Consider the following 19231-nt stretch of genomic DNA (forward strand, 5'->3'; position numbering starts at 1 on the left):
AAGGCGTACAGAGGAATACTTACACCGGTTGCAATTGGGATGATAAAGAATATTTAGGAGGAAAATGTAATGAGAATCGCTATGGCGGGTAACCCGAACAGTGGAAAAACTACCATGTACAACGCCCTTACAGGTAGAAGCGAAAAGATCGGTAACTGGGCAGGTGTTACGGTTGACAAGAAAGAGAGCGTTATCAAGAAAAGCTATTATAATGGGGACAAGGAGCTTATCGCTGTCGATCTTCCTGGAGCATATTCAATGTCTCCTTTCACATCAGAGGAGAGTATCACAAGTGGATATGTTAAGAACGAGAATCCTGATGCTATCATTAACATCGTTGATGCAACTAACCTTAGCAGAAGCCTTTTCTTTACAACTCAGCTCCTTGAGCTTGGTGTTCCTGTAATTGTAGCACTTAACAAGACTGATGCTAACGATAAAAAGGGTAACACTATTGATGAAAAGAAGCTTTCTGAAAAGCTTGGCTGTCCTGTTATCAAGACAGTTGCAACTTCAGAAAAAGGTCTTAAGGAAGTAGTTGAGACTGCAGCAGCACTTGAAGGAAAGGGTCAGAAAGAGCCTTATGTTCAGGGTGATGTAGATCTTACAAATAAAGCTGCCGTAGAAACAGCAGATAGAAAGCGTTTTGAGTTTGTTAACAAGATTGTCTCTGAAGTAGAGAATCGTAAAGTTCTTACAAAAGACAAGAACTTTGGAGATACTATCGATAATATAGTTACACATCCTATTCTTGGAATAGTAATATTCGCAGCAGTTATGTGGCTTGTATTCTATATTTCACAGACAACCGTCGGAACATGGCTGTCAGAGCTTCTTGCAGGTTGGATCGAAGACTTCCAGGGATTTGTAGGAGACAAGATGGCAGATGCTAATCCGCTTTTATATGCTATCCTTGTTGATGGTATCATCGGCGGTGTTGGTGCTGTTGTAGGATTCCTTCCACTTGTAATGGTAATGTACTTCCTCATCGCACTCTTAGAGGATTGCGGATACATGGCAAGAGCTACAGTTGTTCTTGATCCAATCTTCAAGAGAGTAGGTCTTTCAGGTAAGTCTGTTATCCCTATGATCATCGGTACAGGTTGCGGTATTCCTGCTATCATGTCATGTCGTACTATCAGAAATGAAAGAGAAAGACGCTCAACAGCAATGCTTGCAACATTCATGCCTTGCGGAGCTAAGCTCCCTGTTATAGCTCTTTTTGCAGGAGCATTCTTCCCTGAATCAAGATGGGTTGGATTTGCATCATATTTTGTTGGTATACTTCTTATCCTTCTTGGAGCACTTCTCATCAAGGCTATCACAGGTATGAAGTACAGAAAGAGCTTCTTTATCATTGAGCTTCCTGAGTACAAGGTACCAAGCCTTATGTTCGCAATTAAGTCTATGCTTGAAAGAGGTAAGGCTTACATCGTAAAAGCAGGAACAGTTATTCTTGTATGTAACACAGTAGTTCAGATCATGAGCACATTTGATTTCAGCTTCCAGCCAGTTGAGGAAGGAATGGAGAGCACATCAATTCTTGCAGGAATCGCAGGACCATTTGCTTACCTTCTTGTTCCTGTAGTAGGTGTTGTAAGCTGGCAGCTTGCAGCAGCAGCGATCACAGGCTTTATTGCTAAAGAGAACGTTGTTGGAACAATTGCTACAGTATTTGCAATCTCAAACCTCATCGATACAGAAGAGCTTGAGCTCATCGGTGAAGGAAATGCAGTAGCAGCAGTTATGGGAATCACAAAGGTTGCAGCACTTGCATACCTTATGTTCAACCTTTACACACCACCATGTTTTGCAGCTCTTGGAGCTATGAACTCTGAGATGAAGTCAGCTAAGTGGCTGTGGGGTGCAATCGCACTTCAGCTTGCAACAGGATTCTCAGTAGGATTCCTTGTATATCAGTTTGGCACTCTGTTCACAACAGGTTCATTTGGTGTTGGTTTCGTATACGGACTTATAGCTATTGCAGCATTTGCAGGAGTTGTGGTATACCTTATCAAGAGAAATCAGAAGGCAATTGTTGCTGAATACAAACTTGATTGAGAAAAATGTATTTAGTTTCTTTTAATAGGGTTTTGAGTTAAAAGAGTTAATGATCCGATAACTCTCCCGAATTAGTATGAGGTTTATTATGGCAGATTTTGTAGCTATCGTAGTAATAGTACTGCTGGTTGGACTTGCAATCCGGTACATCTACAAGGAAAAGAAAAAAGGTGTACATTGCATTGGATGTCCTATGGCAGGGAACTGTCATAAGTCGGTGAAATGTAAAACTTAATTGATATAGCCCGCTATATATGCGGGCTATATTTTAAGAATAAGGTTAGCAAAGACTAACGTAATAACGAATATCTTCAAACCATAACTAAAGAGGAATAGTATGAGTAATGAGCAGATAATTACGGCACTACGGGAAAAAGGGATGCGTATTACCAAGCAAAGAGAACTGGTTGCTGGTATCATCGCAGACAATGACGGAGTCTCATGTAAAGATATTTGCTGCATGGTAAGAAGCAAGGATCGTTCTATAGGTGTTGCTACAGTATACCGCATGATCAAAGTATTGGAAGATATTGGTGTTGTAGAAAGGATTGATATAATCAAGCATCAGGTGTGACGCTTGATATATTATGAAAGATAATATAATCGGGTAGATCTAATAGCTCAGTCGTAAGTTTGGCTGAGCTATTTTTTTATAAAACTAATAAACATTTCCGCTTCTTTACAAAGGGGAAGGTGGAGAAAAATAAGAAAAATTCGTTTATACATAGGTTCGTTGTCCAGTGTTGCATGACGAAAATCCAAAACATATAATGTAACTAGTGTACTGACTCGTTCATATTTAATCAAATTACTTGGCTATGAATTTATCTACATCGTCATAAAATCTCGCTAATGCTAGTACATGTTTAGAAGCATAAAATACAAGTGTTGGATGAGAAGTGAAAGAAATATAATAAACTGGCAAAGTATGATGGTAGGAGGTTTTGATGGCAAGATCAAAAGTTTATTTTACAGATTTTAGAACAGTACTGGGCGTAAGTCTGACGGCTAAACTTCAGAAACTTATCAAGATGGCTGGCATAGATTCCATCGATATGGATGGAAAATTTGTTGCGATCAAGATGCATTTTGGAGAGCTTGGCAATCTGGCATACCTTAGGCCTAATTATGCCAAGGCGGTTGCTGATGTCGTTAAGGAAAATGGGGGACTACCTTTTTTGACAGATTGTAATACTCTGTATCCGGGTAGCCGTAAACATGCCCTTGAGCATATGGACTGTGCTAATATCAACGGATTTAATACAGTTACTACCGGATGTCAGATAATAATCGCTGACGGACTTAGAGGAACAGACGACATACTTGTTCCCGTTCCTAATGGCGAATACTGCAAAGAAGCTTATATCGGCAGAGCGGTAATGGATGCGGATATATTCATTTCGCTGAGCCACTTCAAAGGCCATGAACAGGCCGGTTTTGGCGGCGCGATCAAGAATATCGGAATGGGCTGTGGAAGTAGAGCTGGCAAGATGCAGCAGCACAACAGCGGCCATCCTCATGTTATAACTGACCTTTGCAAAGGCTGCCAGAGGTGCGCTAAAGAGTGCGGATCTGATGCCATCAGCTATGAGAATAATAAAGCCTATATCAACCCTGATCTGTGTAAGGGATGCGGCCGCTGCATAGGCGCCTGTGCCTTTGATGCGATAGAGAACGATAACTGGGATGCACCTGCACTTCTTGGTAAAAAGATGGCTGAGTATACGGCAGCAGTTGTATCCGGAAGACCAAACTTCCATATAAGTTTAATTACAGACGTATCTCCTAACTGTGACTGTCATGGCGAAAACGATGCACCTATCCTTCCTGATATCGGAATGCTTGCATCTTTCGATCCTGTAGCTTTAGACCAGGCCTGCGTAGACCTGTGCCAGAAGGCTAAGCCTATTAGAAACAGCCAGCTTGGTGATAATATGGCAAAGAGCAGCTTCCACGACATGGGAGATGTATGGCATAACAGCAATCCTAATGTTTCATGGGCAGAGACACTGCAGCATGCAGAGGATATTGGAATTGGCACAAGGGATTATGAGCTTGTGGTGATGAAATAAAAGCAAATCAGACATCAAAGGAGCGACCAATGAAAATTCTATTTATCGGCAACAGCCACACTTACATGAATGATATGCCGGAGCTTACAAGGCAGATGATAGAACTTGCTACTGGAGAGACTGCAGAAGTATTCATGCTGGCATATTCCGCAAGATCACTTAAATGGCATATGGGAGAAGAGTATTTCTCAGAGCGTTTCAATATACTTCATGGCGGATATGACTATCTTGTGATCCAGGAGCAGGCACATCCTATGACGGATGAATCTGATACCATCACTTATACAGACAGACTTGTGGAACTGTGCAAGAAAGTTAATACAAAGCCTATCATTTTTGAGACTTGGGCAGAGAAAGCAAAGCCTGAAAATCAGGCAGAGATGAACCGCAGATATACAGAGCTTGCAAAAAAGGAAAATGCCTTGCTTGCACCTATTGGTGAGATATGGACTGAAGTAAGCAGTGAGCTTAAAGATAGAGCTGATGCAGACTTGTATTGGAGAGATGGAGCGCATGCTTCAGCTGTTGGTGATTACCTTATAGCAATGGCACTTACAAAGCTGATCACAGGTAAACTTCCACCTGAAGATTTTGTGAAGTCTTACGACTTTACACGTCCAGATACAGACTGGTTCCCGGTAAAAGAGAATGTGGATGAAGAAATAGTTGAGATTCCAAGTGATGTTTCGAAAGTTATCAGGAAATATGTTGAAGAAAAAATAAGATGAATGTAAGCATAACCTGCCAATATGTTTGGCAGGTTATGTTTTGTTGAATTATAATTGTATTTATAAGAATGATTAAATACTTTCTTTTGTGATAGTAAGTCTGTCATTTTCTTTTGAAACTTTTAATACAAATGGAAATTTGTTAATATCAACGCACAATGGATAGTCTTCTTTTGGGAAAACGTCCTGTGTATCAGGGTTGAAGAACTTAGAAGCTCCGTGATCCTTGAGGTGTGCGATCCTTCCTTCTATATCAAAGTCTTCTTCAAGAATAAGAGACTTAATATACTGAGCAGCAAGAAGATCTTCTTCAGAACTTTCCTTGCCTGCAAGTCCCATAGCTACAATAGATACGTTTTCAGGATTTTTAGATTTAATGTAAGCTGCGACAGCTTTTGCATTAACTAAAGATCCTGTAATTATTTCAGAAGCGTCTGTTGCATTCACGATTCCCTGAGTGCCGGCGCTTGTTGTATGTATGATGGTCTTTCCTTCAAAATCTCCAGGCAGAAGCTGGTAAGGTGAATTACCATAATCGCAGCCTTCCTGCTTTTTGCCATGGCGTTCTCCAAAAAGAACATAAGATGGATTCTGCTTTTTAAGCTCAATGGCTTCTTCGAGTTTACCAATTGGATATACCTTGGCTGCACCTTTATCAAAAAGATAGCATTCAACAGTGAAGGCTCGGAATACATCTATGATAACAGTAAGCCCTTTGGCTTTCTGCGCTCCATCTATCAGTTCTAAAATCTGTATATTCATAATTACTCCCGTATATAGGAGTTCACTCTTGAACTCCGACTTTTCAAATATGTAATAGATACGTCCTGCATCTTTTTGTCGGCACATATTTTAGCACTCCGGATTTATTTTTTCAAATTAAGGTAATTAAGTATTCGCGAGCTTTGAAGGATTATCATGGCGGCCTCGTTTGATTCATTGGACTATGTGGAATATAATGGACAAATGTGATTACTAAAAATATAGACGATTGGCGTACTGACAGTCTCAAAATAAATGTTAAAAATGATTGGTCAGTACAGTGACAATAAGGAGGATTTTTCATGAAAAAGAAATTAGCAATTATCTTCGCAGGCTTAATGTCAATATCACTTATTGCCTGCGGTAAAACAGAAGAAACAACAGAAGGTAGCGAAGGCGTATCAATGGACGTCAGCTCCAAGGAAGATAGTACAGATGTGGCAGCAGAAGAGACTTCAGAAGCAGATGATACTGCAGAAACAGATGATACTGCAGTATCATCAGATACTGTAAATCTTGATGATTATATCGGTTTCTATGCTGATGGTGATTGTAATGAGATCACTATAGACAAAGAGGGCGATGACTATACCATGGAAGTGACTATCTTCAGATTAACAGATATTGATGAAGGCATTGTATCAGCAACAAGCGAGGGCGTTGTGTTTGATGCTACTGATGCTGCCGGTGATCCGATCAAGCTGTTGTTCCGAGAAGCAGGTGATGAGATGTATGAACTTGTTATAGAAGAGACTACATGGGACGGATTTGAAGAAGGCCAGATCTATGGTAATTTCGAAAAGTATGACGAGAATATGAGCCCTGTCTATGGCGAGCCAGATTCTGATGATGGTGAATAATCGACAACTAATGATAAGAATATAGCAAAAGATTTTTAGTTTAAAACGTTCCCTTGATGTAGAATTTTCCTGGATGGTTACAAAGATTATAACCTGAAACAGGGATGGTAACTGGGGTTACCAAAATACATAGAATGGGGGACGTTTTTTATATGAGCAAAGACGCAAAGATCACGATTCATCCACAGTTTAAAACAGGTGAGATAAGCAGGAGACTTTTTAGTACTTTCCTTGAGCCGATAGGAACAATGGTCAACGGTACAATGTTTAATCCAAAGCACCCTACAGCAGACGAAGAGGGCTTTAGAACTGATGTTATAGAAGCACTCAAAAAGACAGGAATGCCTGCTGTAAGACTTCCTGGCGGTAACTTTGTATCAGGCTGGGATTGGAAGAATTCAATTGGGCCCAAGGAAGACAGAAAGGTTGTTCTTGATCCTGCGTGGTATCAGTATTACACCAACGAGGTAGGCCATGACGAGTATCTTAGCTGGGCTGAGAAGGTTGGAACTGAGCCTATGTATACAATAAACCTTGGAACAGGTGATATTCGCGATGCCATGGCAATAGTGGAATACACCAATCATAAGGATACAAGCTACTGGGCAGAACTTAGAAGAAAGAATGGACACGATAAGCCATACGGCGTTAAGACCTGGTATCTTGGTAATGAGATGGACGGCCCATGGCAGCTTGGATCATGGGAGAAGGATCCAAGAGGATATGGTAACCGTACTAATGAAGTATCCAAGGTTGTAAAGTGGATCGATCCATCAATAGAGACAGCAGTGTGCGGATCATCTGCACCTTTCATGGAACACTTCCCAAGATGGGATGAGGAAGTTCTTGAGCAGTGCTATGAATCAGTTGATTATCTTTCAGTACATCATTACCACGTAGCACCTCCCGGAGACCTGAAGGCGCTTCTTGGAGGATCTCTTTATTACGAAGATTTCATCAACACAGAAGTTGCACTTTGCGACCTTGTGGCATCTAAGCTCCGCTCACCTAAGAAGGTCATGATCTCTTTTGACGAATATGGATCAATGCAGCGTCCGCTCTCACCTCTTAATCCGGGATACGGACCTCACAACATGTACAGATGTCACTATGTCTTCAACCCTGACAGAAAGTACATCATGCACGATCCTGACAATATGGAAGAAAGAAGATTCCCTGGAAGTGAGATGATCCATGCACTTTCTATGGCTTCAATCCAGTTGGCTCTTCTTCGTCATGCTGACAGAGTCAAGATCGGATGTATGACAGGAGGCCTTGGAGCACTCTGTGCTTCTGATCACGATCATGTATGGAAGTCAGCTTCATTCTATCCATTTACACATCTTCTTGAGTATGCAAAAGGTATAGCTCTTAATACTGCAGTTGAGAGTGAGACCTTTGATATACCTGGTTATGCTATTGATGATAATTCTCAATACCCGACCAAGGAAGGTGTACCTTATATCGACGCAGCTTCAGCATTTGACGAGGAAAATGGCCGCGTAGCTATCTTTGTTATAAATATAAACGATAAGGATGAGTACCCTTTGACTATAGACGCATCGGGCTTTGAAGGTTATGATAGTGTAAGTCATGTTGCGATGTTTACTGAGGATCTGGAAAAAGGAAACTCTTTTGACGATCCGGATGTGATCAAACCTGTAAACGTGGATAACGTGACAATCAGTGACGGCAAAGTTAAAACATACGTTAAGCCTCTTTCCTGGAACGTGATCATCTTGGAAAAAAGTAAAAATTGATCTTTATGAAAAAAGAGTTCATTCAGGAACAGAAGCAGTCAAGGAGTAGTTAGGAAAATGAAAGCAGGATCAGAACAGTACAAGTACAAATACGAAGTACACATGCACACATTACAGGCAAGTGCATGCGGCAGGACAGATGGCAGGGACTATATAGCGAAATTTAAAGAGCTTGGATATGACGGAATGATCATTACAGATCACTTCTTTCGTGGCAACACAAGACCTTCCAGAAGTCTTCCCTGGTCTGATTATATCGATGAATTCTGCAGCGGATATGAGGCTGCCAAAGAAGAAGGCGACAAGCAGGGCATAAAGGTTTTCTTTGGCTGGGAGGAGAATCAGCACGGCGACGAATATCTGATATATGGTCCTGACAAAGAATGGCTCAAGGCTCATCCTGAGATCAGGGATGCAGATCACTTAGAGTATCTGAAACTCATCCACGAGGCAGGCGGTCTTGTAGTTCAGGCTCATCCCTTCAGGGCAAGAGGGTATCTTTCTGATATATATCTTCATCCATATCAGTGCGATGCTATGGAAGCTTGTAATAATGGCAATCCTGAAAATCAGGACATACTTGCTTATAACTTCTGTAAGGACAGAGGTATCACCATGACTTCCGGAACAGACCTTCACTTTATAGATGACCTTGAAGGGAGCTGTGGCGGAATGCTTTTTGAAAAGCCTATTGAGACTATCTTTGACTATGTTAACGCTATTAAATCAGGAAAAGGCTTTATGCCTATAATTCCTGAAAACAGAAAGGTAATGAGAGAAGATACAGTTAATGAGCTTCCGATGACTTTGTTTGATGAGAACAACGTGGGAAGAAGTGTTGAGCTTTCTGATCTTTTTTGAATAACGCAATATCTGAGCAGTGTTTCTTTACTTGTGAAGAGTACACTGCTCTTTTTATAGGTATAATTTGAAAAAATAGATAAGACCATAGTTGCGATCAGAACGACGTTTATAACTATGATCATAATAACGGTTATAGCAACTATCATATGGAGGCTGGAAATGTCAGAAAACATATTTGTTAGTAGAACAAATCCTATAGTAAAATCAATATATACAGCGGATCCCGCACCAATGGTGTACGGGGACACGCTTTATCTTTATACAACTCATGATGAAGATGAGCTTGTAAATGACTTCTATACAATGAATGACTGGAGATGCTTCTCCACAAAGGATATGGTCAACTGGACAGATCACGGCAGGATCTTTTCACTTGATGATATTGAATGGGCAGATGCAAGAGCATGGGCTCCTCAGTGTATAGAAAGAAACGGCAAGTTCTATCTGTACTGTCCTGTACATAAGAAGGATGGCGGCATGGCTATTGCTGTAGGCGTTGCTGATAAGCCGGAGGGTCCTTTTAAGGATCTTGGATATCCGCTTGTTGATGAAGGTGACTGGAATGATATCGATCCTACAGTATTTATCGATGATGACGGTCAGGCGTACCTTTACTTTGGTAATCCTGAGCTTCGCTACGTCCTTCTTAATGAGGATATGATCTCATATGATGAGAAGGTTGGCGTGGTTAAGATCCCTATGACAGAAGAATCTTTTGCCAAAGGAAGCCATATGACTGGAACTACCTATGGCGAGGGACCATGGTTCTACAAGAGAGATGGCCTTTACTACATGGTATATGCAGCATTTGCTGAGGGCAAAAACAGGAATGAGCATCTGGCATACTCAACTTCAACATCACCGACAGGTCCATGGGTATACGGCGGCGTTTTGATGAGCGAAGAAGAGGGCGGTATTTTTACTAACCACCCTGGCATCTGCGATTTTAAGGGGCATTCATATCTCTTTTACCATACAGGAGATCTTCCTGGGGGAAGCCTCTTCCACAGAAGCGTGTGCGTAGCTGAGTTTAAATATAACGAAGACGGGTCTATCAGCACTGTGCCTATGTGTGATAATATTGAGGAAGTTTGATAGAAAAGAATTCAATAAAGTATGACTTCTTAAATGTAAATTACAGAAACGCGCATTTACTGCGTGTTTCGTGATTCGATGAATCGGTTGGCAATAGAGCCTTCGACGAAGTCGAACTCAATTGGCTCTATTGCTACATTTTTGAATCTATGATTCAAAAATGTATGTAATTGGGATAAAGGCTGCATCGGAATCAGGATATTGGAAAAGGAGACTTAGATGAGCGACAGTAAAGAATTTCTTGACAGGTTTGAATTTAGAACGATTGCTGAAAATGAGATAGGTCAGGCGATTAATATCGAGCACACCTGCTTTCCACCGTATGAGGCTTGCTCTCCTGAGAATATGACTTCAAGAATAAAGAAGGCACATGATTTTTTCCTTGTGGCTGTTGATAAGGAAACAGGCAAAATTGCGGGATTCTTAAATGGAATCGCAACAGATGAGACTGAATTTAAAGATGAATTCTTTACTGATGCAGGGAACCATGATGATAAAGGTGCCAATATCATGATCTGCGGACTTGACGTTCTTCCGGGTTATCAGATGAAGGGCCTTGCCAGAGAGCTGGTACGCCGCTATCAGATAAGAGAGAGGGAGAGAGGGCGTAAAAGCCTTGTGCTGACCTGTCTTGATAATAAAGTTCCTATGTACAAGAAATTTGGATTTGAAGATAAAGGAATATCTGGCTCTGTGTGGGCCGGCGAAGAATGGCATGAGATGATATGTGTTTTATAAAAAGCTTATGATATAATGTGTTTTATGCACATGACATAAAATGATTGAGGGAGGATACATATGAAAAAGAAGGTAGTAGTATTTTTGTGCAGTCTTATGGCCGTGATGAGTCTTGTTGCCTGCGGCAAAGGTTCATCCAAAGATGATTCAATCGAGAGAGAATGGAGCGGCGTGTATATAGGTGAAGACGGAAGTACGCTTATTCTCTGTGAAGATGGTAATGGATGGCTTAATGGTGGAACACCGGAGAACTTTGAGATCGAATGGGAAATCGATGACGATGAGATCACCATTACCTGCGATAGGTTCAAAGAGCTGGTAATTGATATTGATGGCAAGGATCCTGACGATAAGATCAGTGTTGATAAAGGCAAAAATGGCGAAAACTGGAATGATGAAAAGTTCAAGAGAACAGAGCTTTATGAAGAGGATTGATAGAGGGGGAAGCGTATGAAAAAGAAGTCAGTAGTTTTTGTATGTAGCCTTATGGCAGTGATGAGCCTTGTTGCATGCGGTAAGAAAACATCACCTGAGAAAGAGTGGACCGGTGCATATGTTAATAAAAATGGAATGATGCTTATCCTTTGCGAAGATGGGGATGGTTATCTTAATGAAGGCTATAGATCTAATGATAAGATAGAATGGGAAATTGATGATGATGAGATTGAGTTTAAGACTAAATCAGGTGAAAAATATACCATTGATATCGAAGATAAAGAGCCTGGCGACAAGATCACTGTTAAGTCAAAATCAAGTAAAACTAGTGAGAAGTTCGAACGTGTAGAAATATACGAAGAAGACTGATCCAAAGAGCAAAAAGTTTTTGTAGCAAAAAAGAACTATGGAGCGTTTTTGATACGGTTTCATGGTTCTTTTTCTATTGTGATGTTGAAATACTTCTAATAATCCGATATAATGTTAGAGCACATTTGTGCTTAATTGAATAAACAAGGGCTAGTAAAGGTTTCGACAGGGGTTTTGAAACTGGAGAAGCTATCCGCGGGATGGTGCGTTAAACCTCAAACTTAAAAGTAAACGCTAACAACGATTACGAATTAGCAGCAGCCTAAGCGCTGCAGCCGCCAGCCCGGATGCACCTGCTCATCCGGAATCTGACGCCATTCTGGCAGGAAACGACACAGTCAAAGCTTTGAGATTGTGGGCGTAACATGAAGCTACCGATTCAGATTGTTCGTAAACTGATGGTTTGATGAGGAAAATGGGGCAACCCAAAACAGTTTACTATGATAGTAGAAGGACAGCGGACGAGCTTTTGGACACGGGTTCGACTCCCGTCTAGTCCACTAAAAACTCATAAACACTAATAAGTGTTTATGAGTTTTTTGTTATAGCCAAAATCTATACCTCGCTATTTACCACTTGTATAAGCATGTATATAATAAATATGATATTATGTCTTTCGATAATCACACATAAGGGAGGATTCTATCATGAACAGATTATTAAATGTTAAAACAATCGTTGCCACAGCCATCGGCGCAGCATTGTTCTTCGTATTAGGCAGATTCGTTGCCATTCCAAGCCCCGTTCCTAACACCAATATTTCAGTTCAGTACGGCGTACTTGCATTTATCGCAGCTCTCTTCGGACCAGTTGCAGGTATCCTTGCAGGACTTATAGGTCACTTCTTTATTGACTTCAGCCAGCCTTGGGGCATTTGGTGGAGTTGGATCATTGCATCCGGATTTTTTGGTCTTATCATGGGAATTATCTCATTCAGACTTAAGCTGGATGATGGTGAGTTTGGTGTAAAGAGCATAATTCTCTTTAATGTAAGCCAGATAGTTGCACATGCTATCGCATGGATCGTTATCGCACCTATTCTTGATATTCGGATTTATGCAGAGGCTGCCAATAAGGTATTTGCTCAGGGAGCTGTAGGTGCTCTTGCTAATAGCGTAACAACAGCAATAGTTGGAACACTTCTTTGCATTGCATACACAACAGCAATTCCGAAGAAGGGAAGTCTCAAGGAAGAAGATTAATCCATTTATATGGCAGAAAAAATAATTGAGTTTAAAAATTTTGGATTTCAGTACAATGCTCAGGCAAAGCCTACGCTTTATGATATAGACCTTACCATTTCAAAGGGTGAAAAGGTACTGATAGCAGGTCCTTCTGGATGTGGTAAAAGTACGCTTGTACACTGCATCAATGGACTTATACCATTTTCATACAAGGGCAAGAGTACGGGAAGTCTGACTATTTGTGGTAAAGAAACCCGTAAGCTTAATCTTTTTAAGATTGCCCGAACTGTTGGAACAGTTCTTCAGGACAGTGATTCTCAGTTTGTTGGTATGACAGTGGCTGAGGATATAGCATTTGCGCTTGAAAATGACTGTATCCCTCAAAAAGAAATGAAAGAACGTGTGAAGAAAGTCGCTGATATGGTGAATATCGGCGACTTTATGTCGCATGCACCGGGAGAAGTATCCGGAGGTCAGAAGCAGCGTGTGGCTCTTGCAGGAGTAATGGTAGATGATGTTGATGTACTGCTGTTTGATGAGCCACTTGCTAACCTTGATCCTGCTACAGGTAAGCAGGCCATAGAACTTATTGATGAGATGCAAAAGCAGACTGGTGCAGCGGTTATTATTATCGAGCACCGTGTGGAAGATGTCCTTCACCGATACGTTGACAGAGTTGTTCTTATGAATGAAGGCCGCATAGTATCAGATACTTCTGCGGATAAACTTTTATCAGGAGATGATCTTGATAAGTGCGGTGTCAGAAAACCCTTATACGTAACAGCCCTTGAATATGCCGGTGTTAAGGTGTCTGAAGACAAGCACCCCTGGAATCTTGATGCAATAGAGCTTAGTGATGATGACAAGAAGCTTGTAAACAAATGGTATATAGATTCTCCGGAAGCTTCCAGAAATATAGACACAGAAGTGTTATTATCTGTCAAAGACCTTTCCTTTGCTTATGAAAAAAGTCAAAAGAATGTCCTTGATAATATCAGTCTTGATATTAAAAGAGGAGAGATGCTGGCTATAGTTGGAACCAACGGTGCAGGCAAAACCACCTTCTCTAAAGTTGTATGTGGATTTGAAAAAAATAATACTGGAAGTATATCTTTTAACGGCCAGGATTTTCTTGATAAGAGTATTAAAGAGCGTGCGGATCACGTTGGATACGTACTTCAAAATCCAAATCAGATGATCTCACAGGTCATGATCTATGACGAAGTTGCATTTGGACTTAGAAACAGAAAAGTCCCTGAAGATGAGATTGCTGTAAAGGTAGAAGAAGTTTTAAAAATCTGCGGCTTATGGAAGATGCGTAAGTGGCCGGTTTCTGCTCTTAGCTTTGGACAGAAAAAGCGTGTTACAATAGCAGCTATCCTTGCTTTGGGACCTGAGATGATAATCCTTGATGAGCCTACAGCAGGACAGGATTACAGGCACTATACAGAGATAATGGAATTTCTTAAAAAGCTTAAGGACAGCGGTATCACCATCGTGATGATAACTCATGACATGCACCTTATGCTTGAATATGCAGACAGAGCAGTTGTCTTTAGTCACGGCAGGATAATAGCTGATGACAGACCCGCTAAGATTTTGACAAATGCTGACATTGTCAAAGAGGCAAGCCTTAAGGAGACATCTTTATATGGCCTTTCTCTTAAATGCGGAATTGAGGACGGAACTTCTTTTGTCCAGAGATTTATTGATTATGAGAGGAATGAAGTAAGATCTCATGACGAATTTATTTAATTATATTGACAGACCATCCAAAATACATGACCTTACGGGAGCCACCAAGCTTGTATGTCTTCTTTTGTGGAGCTTTGCCGCAATGCTGACATATGATACAAGATTTCTGGTCTTCCTTACTGTGTTTGGAATTGTTCTCTTTAAACTTGGTAATATCAGGATAAGGGACGTTTCCTTTATAACAGGATTTATGCTGGTATTTCTCATTATCAACACAATCCTTCTATACCTCTTTTCCCCCCATCATGGAACAGAGATATATGGCACTACAACGTATCTTTTTGGTATGAGTGGACATTTTGGACTCACAGCCGAGCAGATCTTTTACCAGTTCAATTACTGGATCAAATTTCTGTCTACGATCCCTATTGTCCTTCTCTTTGTATGTACCACTAACCCCAGTGAATTCGCGGCATCTCTTAACAGAATAGGCGTAAGCTATTCAATATCATATTCTGTAGCTCTTGCCCTTCGCTATATCCCTGATATTCAGCGCTCTTACGATGAGATAAGTAAGGCAAGTCAGGCCAGAGGTGTAGAGATGAGTAAGAAAGCCTCCCTTGTCAAAAGACTTAAGGCAGCATCAGCAATCCTTATCCCGCTGATTCTTACAAGTGTAGACAGAATCGAGGGTATAACTAACGCAATGGAGCTTCGCGGTTTTGGCAAAAATAAAAAACGTACCTGGTATATGGCGAAAAAGTTCAAAGCAGCCGATTATATAAGTATGGCGGTGTGCACAGGACTACTTGCTATATCACTTATACTTAATGTGGTAAACGGAGGGCGTTTTTATAACCCTTTTAAATAATTGTCCTTGCGATATAGATGTATTTGTAATATTCTATTATCCGTCTGCAAAATAGGATTAAAGGAAGGTAATACATAATGGACAATAATTATATTTATGAGATCAAAGAAGCTTTGACACATGGAGGTGCATTTCATTCGGATGATGTATTTTCAACTGCATTTATTCAGATAATAAATCCTGAGATCAAAGTTAAGAGAGTTATGCAGGTTCCGGAAGGTTTTGACGGACTTGTTTATGATATAGGACTTGGAAGATTTGACCACCACCAGAAAGACAGAAAGGTAAGACCTAACGGAATTCCTTATGCAGCATTCGGCCTTTTGTTTGAAGAGTTTGGAACACTTGTAATGTCTGAGGAAGACGCTGCTATATTCGATGAGACTTTCATTCAGCCTATCGATAAGTCTGATAACACAGGTTCATTCTGGATGATCTGCGATATCATAAGTGACTTTAATCCTGACTGGATCGAGAAGCAGGATAGAGACGAGGCTTTCTGGAGAGCAGTTGCTGTTGCAAAGGAAATCCTTGTAAACAAATTCAGACAGATTAATGCAAATCGTAAAGCTTATTATCTTGTAAAAGAAGAAGTAGATGCCTGCAACGGTCCTGTTCTTGAGCTTTCACAGAGCATTCCGTGGGAAGATGCAGTAAAGAATACAGATATCCTGTATGTTATCTATGCTTCAGAAAGAGGCGGTTATAACGTACAGACTGTACGTGTGGATGGCAAGGAAGAAGAGAAGAAACCATTCCCTGAAGACTGGAGAGGTAAGCCAGCTGATTATCTTCAGAAGGTTACAGGCGTAGATGGAATCAGATTCTGTCACAACTCAGGTTTCCTTTGCGCAGTAGAAACTCTTGAAGATGCAAGGAAGATCGCTGAGCTTGCAGTGAAGGCATAAAAGCGTAAAAGCTTAAACATCACAAACATATGAATATAAAGAACACTCATTTATCATCTGTCTTTTTACAGGCAGAGGAAAATGGGTGTTCTTTTTTATGAAAACTTGATTATTAGCGTGTTTTACTCTTGAAGCACCTGCGTGAATGGCTTAAAATGTATATATAGTCTTCATATTGATAATGGCTGAATATTTTCATTTTTGGACCTGTGCTTTTATAAGGGGGATTTATATGCCGGAAGAAATGAAAATGTCTGTATCAGGAGCAGTGAAGAATAAAAAGGGCGAGAAGGTCGTCTATGTGACCTTTGAGGATAAAGGGAGAAGCGCTGAGGGAGTACTTCCTGAAGGCAAGATCGTAAAGAGTTCAGGTTTTTCCCAGAAAGAAATTAAAGCATTGGAATTTTATATGACGTCGCAGAAAGATACCATCATTCAGATGGCAAAAACTGTGGACCCAATGAAAGCTTTTTTATCAAAGTAATATCTAAAGCAACATCCAATAAAAATTTTAAAAGGGGGTACTTATGGCAAAGAACAATATGTTGGCAATGGTACTTGCTGGAGGAAGAGGAAGCCGTCTTAAAGATCTTACCAACAAAGTTGCAAAACCGGCTGTGGCTTTTGGAGGAAAATATAAGATCATTGATTTTCCACTTAGTAACTGCGCAAATAGTGGCATAGATATTGTTGGAGTTCTGACACAGTATGAATCAATTCTTCTTAACAGTTACGCTGGCGCAGGAAGAATCTGGGGACTGGACAGCAAAGACAGCGGTGTGTTTATCCTGCCGCCTCGTGAGAAAGCAGACAGTGGCCTCAATGTCTACAGAGGTACAGCTGATGCCATATCTCAGAATATCGATTTCATAGATTCTTATGAGCCTGAATATCTTCTTATTCTTTCAGGTGATCACATCTATAAGATGAATTATGACAAGATGCTCGATGATCATATCGCTAACAAGGCTGATGCTACGATCGCAGTTATCGAGGTTCCTAAGAAGGAAGCCAGCAGATTCGGTATCATGAATACTGCTAATGATGGCCGTATCATTGAGTTTGAGGAAAAGCCTGCTCATCCAAAGAGCAATCTTGCTTCCATGGGTATTTATATTTTCTCCTGGAAACAGCTTCGCAAAATGCTTGTAGCTGATATGAACAGCAAGACCTCCAACCATGATTTTGGTAAAGATATCATCCCTACAATGCTTAATGATGGTAAAGCTTTGTATGCTTATAAGTTTAAGGGCTACTGGAAGGATGTTGGAACAATTGATTCTCTGTGGGAAGCTAACATGGATCTTCTTGAAGAGGGAAGTGAGCTTAATCTTGGAGATAATTCATGGAAGATATATACAGAGGATGCAACTGAGCTTCCTCAGTTTATAGGCGAGGACGCTGAAGTTAAGTGCGCTTACATCACTCAGGGTGTTCAGGTTCATGGTAAGGTTGAGCATTCAGTTCTTTTTACAAGCAGTATTGTAGGTGCCGGCGCCAAGGTTAAGGATAGTGTCCTTATGACAGGCGCAGTTGTAGGAGAGGGTGCTAAGGTTACGAGAGCACTGGTTGCAGACGGCGTTAAGATAGGTGATGGCGCAGTTGTTGGTAGTGCTAAGAGTGATAACATCTTGCTTGTTGCTCACGATATCGAGGAAGGAGGAAAATATTATGGCTAATGCAATCGGAATAATCGCTCCTGCCGGACATTATATGAGAGTAGAAGGTCTTCAGGATTTCAGACCTATAAGTGCATTCTCTTTTCTTGGAAGATATCGTATCGTAGACTTCCCTGTATCTAACCTTTCGAACAGCGATATTGAGCGTGTTCAGCTTTATGTTAACAACGAAAATCCAAGATCACTTGCAGAGCATGTTGGTAATGGCCGAATCTATAATATCAACTCAAAAAGAGGTCTTCTTCAGCTGATGTTCAGCCATGAAAGCACTTTGAGCGATATTTATAATACTGATGTTAAGGCGTATTTTGATAATCTTCCTTCATTTGAAAGATGTCATGAGAAATACGTTATCATTACTCCCGGCTATATGGTATTTAAGCAGGACTACGATAAGCTTTTAAATGAGCATATAAGCTCTGGGGCTGACATAACTCTTCTGTATCACAAGGTTAATAATGCAGATACATCTTATCGTAACTGCTATACACTTGAGCTTAACAGGCAGAAGGGCTTTAAGTCCATGAGGATCAATACAGGTACTATTGCTGATCGTAATATTTTCATGGATACCTATGTTATGCACAAGGATCTGTTTATTGAGCTTATCAAGAAGGCAAGAAAGCTTTCTGCTATATCAAGACTTACCAATGTGATCCATGCAGAGGCTGAAAACCTTGATATCAGAGGCATTCAGCACAAGGGCTACTTTGCAGCGATAACTGATTTCAGAGCATTCTATGAAGCTAACATGGAGCTTTTGAATCTGGATAAGGCTGAGAGTCTTTTCTCAAATGACTGGCCTATCTACACTCACACCACAGACTCCTGCCCAGTTCAGTACACTGCATCAGCTTCTGTGAAAAAGACTATGGTAGCTAATGGATGCGTTATCGAAGGAAACGTTGAAAATTCCGTTATCGGACGTGGTGTTGAGATCAAGAAGGGCGCGATCGTCCGCAATTGTATCATCATGGGCCACTCTACTATAGAAGAAGGGGTTCGCATTGAGAACATGGTAGTAGATAAGTGGGCTAAGATCACTGAGAAGCAAAATCTTATCTGTCCTGAGAATCAGCCTGGATACATAAGACGTATGGATATAATTTAAGAAACTGTTCATCCCGCTTTGCATCATTATTTCAAACAA

General features: G+C 40.7%; 20 protein-coding genes and 1 other RNA gene. 20 read left to right on the top strand and 1 reads right to left on the bottom strand.

The features are described 5' to 3' along the window. Positions 1–69 precede the first annotated feature (69 nt). From WAA20_RS06810 to WAA20_RS06830, 5 genes are all read left to right on the top strand, one after another. Positions 70–2061, top strand: coding sequence for a ferrous iron transporter B (locus WAA20_RS06810; RefSeq protein WP_073384600.1), 1992 nt, complete (start codon positions 70–72; stop codon positions 2059–2061). An 88-nt stretch (positions 2062–2149) separates the two neighbouring features. After that, on the top strand, positions 2150–2296 hold the full coding sequence (locus WAA20_RS06815; protein WP_139263561.1) for a FeoB-associated Cys-rich membrane protein: 147 nt from the start codon (positions 2150–2152) through the stop codon (positions 2294–2296). 102 nt (positions 2297–2398) lie between these two features. Next, the gene (locus WAA20_RS06820) at positions 2399–2635 is read left to right on the top strand and encodes a transcriptional repressor (protein WP_073384598.1); all 237 of its coding nucleotides are present in this window, start codon (positions 2399–2401) and stop codon (positions 2633–2635) included. Positions 2636–3008: 373 nt separating this feature from the next. After that, positions 3009–4133 (top strand): DUF362 domain-containing protein, encoded by a 1125-nt coding sequence (locus tag WAA20_RS06825; RefSeq protein WP_073384596.1) that lies wholly within the window; start codon positions 3009–3011, stop codon positions 4131–4133. Positions 4134–4162: 29 nt separating this feature from the next. Continuing rightward, the gene (locus tag WAA20_RS06830; RefSeq protein WP_073384594.1) at positions 4163–4861 is read left to right on the top strand and encodes an SGNH/GDSL hydrolase family protein; all 699 of its coding nucleotides are present in this window, start codon (positions 4163–4165) and stop codon (positions 4859–4861) included. A 72-nt stretch (positions 4862–4933) separates the two neighbouring features. On the opposite strand, the gene WAA20_RS06835 is transcribed toward WAA20_RS06830, so the two are convergent. Then, on the bottom strand, positions 4934–5623 hold the full coding sequence (locus tag WAA20_RS06835) for a 2-phosphosulfolactate phosphatase (RefSeq protein WP_073385011.1): 690 nt from the start codon (positions 5621–5623) through the stop codon (positions 4934–4936). 302 nt (positions 5624–5925) lie between these two features. Here WAA20_RS06835 and WAA20_RS06840 point away from each other — a divergent pair, with 302 nt between their 5' ends. The 15 genes from WAA20_RS06840 (at position 5926) to glgD (ending at position 19192) form a co-directional block, all read left to right on the top strand. Next, positions 5926–6483, top strand: coding sequence for a hypothetical protein (locus tag WAA20_RS06840; protein WP_073384592.1), 558 nt, complete (start codon positions 5926–5928; stop codon positions 6481–6483). A gap of 152 nt (positions 6484–6635) precedes the next feature. Further along, on the top strand, positions 6636–8243 hold the full coding sequence (locus WAA20_RS06845; protein ID WP_073384590.1) for an alpha-L-arabinofuranosidase C-terminal domain-containing protein: 1608 nt from the start codon (positions 6636–6638) through the stop codon (positions 8241–8243). Positions 8244–8300: 57 nt separating this feature from the next. Beyond that, the gene (locus WAA20_RS06850; RefSeq protein WP_073384588.1) at positions 8301–9104 is read left to right on the top strand and encodes a PHP domain-containing protein; all 804 of its coding nucleotides are present in this window, start codon (positions 8301–8303) and stop codon (positions 9102–9104) included. A 162-nt stretch (positions 9105–9266) separates the two neighbouring features. Next, positions 9267–10202, top strand: a complete 936-nt coding sequence (locus tag WAA20_RS06855; RefSeq protein WP_073384586.1) for a glycoside hydrolase family 43 protein — start codon at positions 9267–9269, stop codon at positions 10200–10202. Positions 10203–10421: 219 nt separating this feature from the next. Continuing rightward, positions 10422–10940, top strand: coding sequence for a GNAT family N-acetyltransferase (locus WAA20_RS06860; protein ID WP_073384584.1), 519 nt, complete (start codon positions 10422–10424; stop codon positions 10938–10940). Positions 10941–11000: 60 nt separating this feature from the next. Next, positions 11001–11375: a hypothetical protein gene (locus tag WAA20_RS06865; protein WP_073384583.1), complete on the top strand. Its 375-nt coding sequence runs from the start codon at positions 11001–11003 to the stop codon at positions 11373–11375. Positions 11376–11390: 15 nt separating this feature from the next. After that, complete coding sequence (locus tag WAA20_RS06870) at positions 11391–11744, top strand: hypothetical protein (RefSeq protein WP_073384581.1); 354 nt, start codon at positions 11391–11393, stop codon at positions 11742–11744. A gap of 147 nt (positions 11745–11891) precedes the next feature. Continuing rightward, positions 11892–12247, top strand: a transfer-messenger RNA (tmRNA) gene (gene ssrA, locus WAA20_RS06875). Between the two features lie 144 nt (positions 12248–12391). After that, positions 12392–12946: an ECF-type riboflavin transporter substrate-binding protein gene (locus WAA20_RS06880; protein WP_073384580.1), complete on the top strand. Its 555-nt coding sequence runs from the start codon at positions 12392–12394 to the stop codon at positions 12944–12946. A 9-nt stretch (positions 12947–12955) separates the two neighbouring features. After that, positions 12956–14683, top strand: coding sequence for an ABC transporter ATP-binding protein (locus WAA20_RS06885; RefSeq protein WP_073384578.1), 1728 nt, complete (start codon positions 12956–12958; stop codon positions 14681–14683). Then, positions 14667–15494 (top strand): energy-coupling factor transporter transmembrane protein EcfT, encoded by an 828-nt coding sequence (locus tag WAA20_RS06890; protein ID WP_073384577.1) that lies wholly within the window; start codon positions 14667–14669, stop codon positions 15492–15494. Before WAA20_RS06885 ends, WAA20_RS06890 begins: the two co-directional genes overlap by 17 nt. A 77-nt stretch (positions 15495–15571) precedes the next feature. Continuing rightward, entirely contained in the window at positions 15572–16402 is an 831-nt protein-coding gene (locus WAA20_RS06895; protein WP_073384575.1) for an MYG1 family protein, read from the top strand. Between the two features lie 232 nt (positions 16403–16634). After that, positions 16635–16886 carry a hypothetical protein gene (locus WAA20_RS06900; protein ID WP_073384574.1) on the top strand — a complete coding sequence of 84 codons (252 nt, stop codon included), beginning with the start codon at positions 16635–16637 and terminating at the stop codon, positions 16884–16886. Between the two features lie 43 nt (positions 16887–16929). After that, positions 16930–18081: a glucose-1-phosphate adenylyltransferase gene (locus WAA20_RS06905; RefSeq protein ID WP_073384572.1), complete on the top strand. Its 1152-nt coding sequence runs from the start codon at positions 16930–16932 to the stop codon at positions 18079–18081. Next, positions 18074–19192, top strand: coding sequence for a glucose-1-phosphate adenylyltransferase subunit GlgD (glgD, locus tag WAA20_RS06910; RefSeq protein ID WP_073384570.1), 1119 nt, complete (start codon positions 18074–18076; stop codon positions 19190–19192). Before WAA20_RS06905 ends, glgD begins: the two co-directional genes overlap by 8 nt. Positions 19193–19231: the final 39 nt, after the last annotated feature.

It is taken from the genome of Butyrivibrio fibrisolvens (genome assembly GCF_037113525.1).
GTDB lineage: Bacteria > Bacillota > Clostridia > Lachnospirales > Lachnospiraceae > Butyrivibrio > Butyrivibrio fibrisolvens.